The 1,611-nt window shown below is 33.1% G+C and carries 2 protein-coding genes and 1 pseudogene; 2 read left to right on the plus strand and 1 reads right to left on the minus strand.

Going from position 1 to position 1,611, the window contains the following annotated elements; translation table 11 throughout:
- Positions 1-502 (plus strand): annotated as a pseudogene (locus PR675_RS20780) (hypothetical protein); the annotation flags it as partial.
- 11 nt (positions 503-513) lie between these two features.
- Positions 514-1,287 (plus strand): hypothetical protein, encoded by a 774-nt coding sequence (locus tag PR675_RS20785; protein WP_076914852.1) that lies wholly within the window; start codon positions 514-516, stop codon positions 1,285-1,287.
- A 75-nt stretch (positions 1,288-1,362) separates the two neighbouring features.
- On the opposite strand, the gene PR675_RS20790 is transcribed toward PR675_RS20785, so the two are convergent.
- On the minus strand, positions 1,363-1,602 hold the full coding sequence (locus PR675_RS20790; protein WP_272526481.1) for a SymE family type I addiction module toxin: 240 nt from the start codon (positions 1,600-1,602) through the stop codon (positions 1,363-1,365).
- Between the last annotated feature and the right edge of the window lie 9 nt (positions 1,603-1,611).

Below are 1,611 nucleotides of genomic sequence, written 5' to 3' on the forward strand. Positions count from 1 at the left end.
AGATCCCATAGGCCTGCTGGGAGGGTTTAATCCGTATGGGTATGTGCATGATCCTGTTGGATTTATAGATCCATTTGGGTTGGCGTGTTGTCCATATATATCTGCGCTGAATACTGAAGAGAGAAAAGTAGTTGAGGGGTTGTCTGATAAAATAGCTTCTGGAAAATTGCATACTAGAGTTAGGCATGGCCATTTTGAAAATGTTAAAGATATCGAAAATATAATTAATAATCCTAAAGAGATCTTTAGAAGTGGAGGTAAGAATCCTAGGTTAATTTTCCATGATGGAGAAAATGTTGTAATCGTGGGAACTAAAGGTTCAGAAAAAGGTTGGGTAGTAACTAACTATGGTCCTTTGGGTAGTGAAGGACGAGTACCTTTAGGTAGTATACCAAATACTCCAAGAGGTGGAGTTGTTACTTCTGAAAGTATCGTGTCAGGAACAATACCAAGTAAATCAGGTACTGTTCCAAAAGCTGAGTCTATTTGGAAAAGTGAGTGATAACATAAAATATGTATTATATAAACACCGATGGTGAAAGCGTTGAAATAAAATTCACACCCAAAAAAAAGATAAAATCAGTAGCTAAATGGACATTTGATAAGGTCATAATTTCCAATGATATTTTTGCTGATGATTTAAATAACTATTTTTCACCTGAATACATTGGTAGTAGCCATTATATAAGTGATGATGGCTATACCTTTGATAGATCAGACAATTTGTTGGTTGGGGCATTTTTGTACGTTCCCGATAAAAATTATTTTAATCCTGAAGTGTTAAATACTATACTATCCTTTGATTCTACAGATGCATCTATTGAAATTATAAATCCGATTAAATTTAATGCAGTATCACCATGTGATTTTAGATATCTAAGTCGCGACGGAAATTATTTACTATGCTTATCTAATATAAATTTGAACGGAGATATTAAAAGAATAAAGATTCACGACTTTTTTGAATTTATATTTTTAAATAAGAAAATGGTAGGTTTTTTGCTAATTATGCCCTTTGAAAATCTAGTTTTTTTTGATGACTTAAACTATGAATGTGATAATAGTAGCAATATAACTTTATCTTTGGATGAAAAAAGTATTTTTCTAAGCTATTTCGATTTAGTTGATGAAGATGGTTGGGATAAAATAAATGATGGTGATTTATTTATGCTAAGTGAAATAAATAAAATTAAAAATAAAATTACCAAGATGAATGTGAAACATATTCAATTAAAGTCATTATATAAGCAATGTGAATTTATAGTAAATAATTACTATACTAATTAATTGTTTATTGAAATATCAAATCCAGAAGATCATTAATTTCTTTTGGATTTGATAAAAGTTATACAATCAAGCTTTCTAGCCTCTGACATACTCCGCCATCAGTTCGCGCATAGAGTTTTTTATCTCACTCAGTTGCGCTTGCTGTTGTTGGTTTTGTTGCTTCATCGCTCGAATGTCTTCGCTGTCCGGTATCAACACCAAACAGCCGTTTAAGATTTTGACGGTAAAGGTGAAGCCGGTCTCAAAACCCGCATCTTTTAGCCACTGGCCTTTAAGGTGTATCGCCGGCGGTGGGCTGGTTTTACTGCCACTCAGGGTATACCC

The sequence above is a fragment of the Providencia sp. PROV261 genome, from assembly GCF_028477945.1.
GTDB classification, from domain to species: Bacteria; Pseudomonadota; Gammaproteobacteria; order Enterobacterales; family Enterobacteriaceae; genus Providencia; species Providencia stuartii.

Bases quoted from the DNA above. Each gene is read 5' to 3' on its own strand.
- PR675_RS20785 (WP_076914852.1), top strand. From the start codon at position 514: ATGTATTATATAAACACCGATGGTGAAAGCGTTGAAATAAAATTCACA.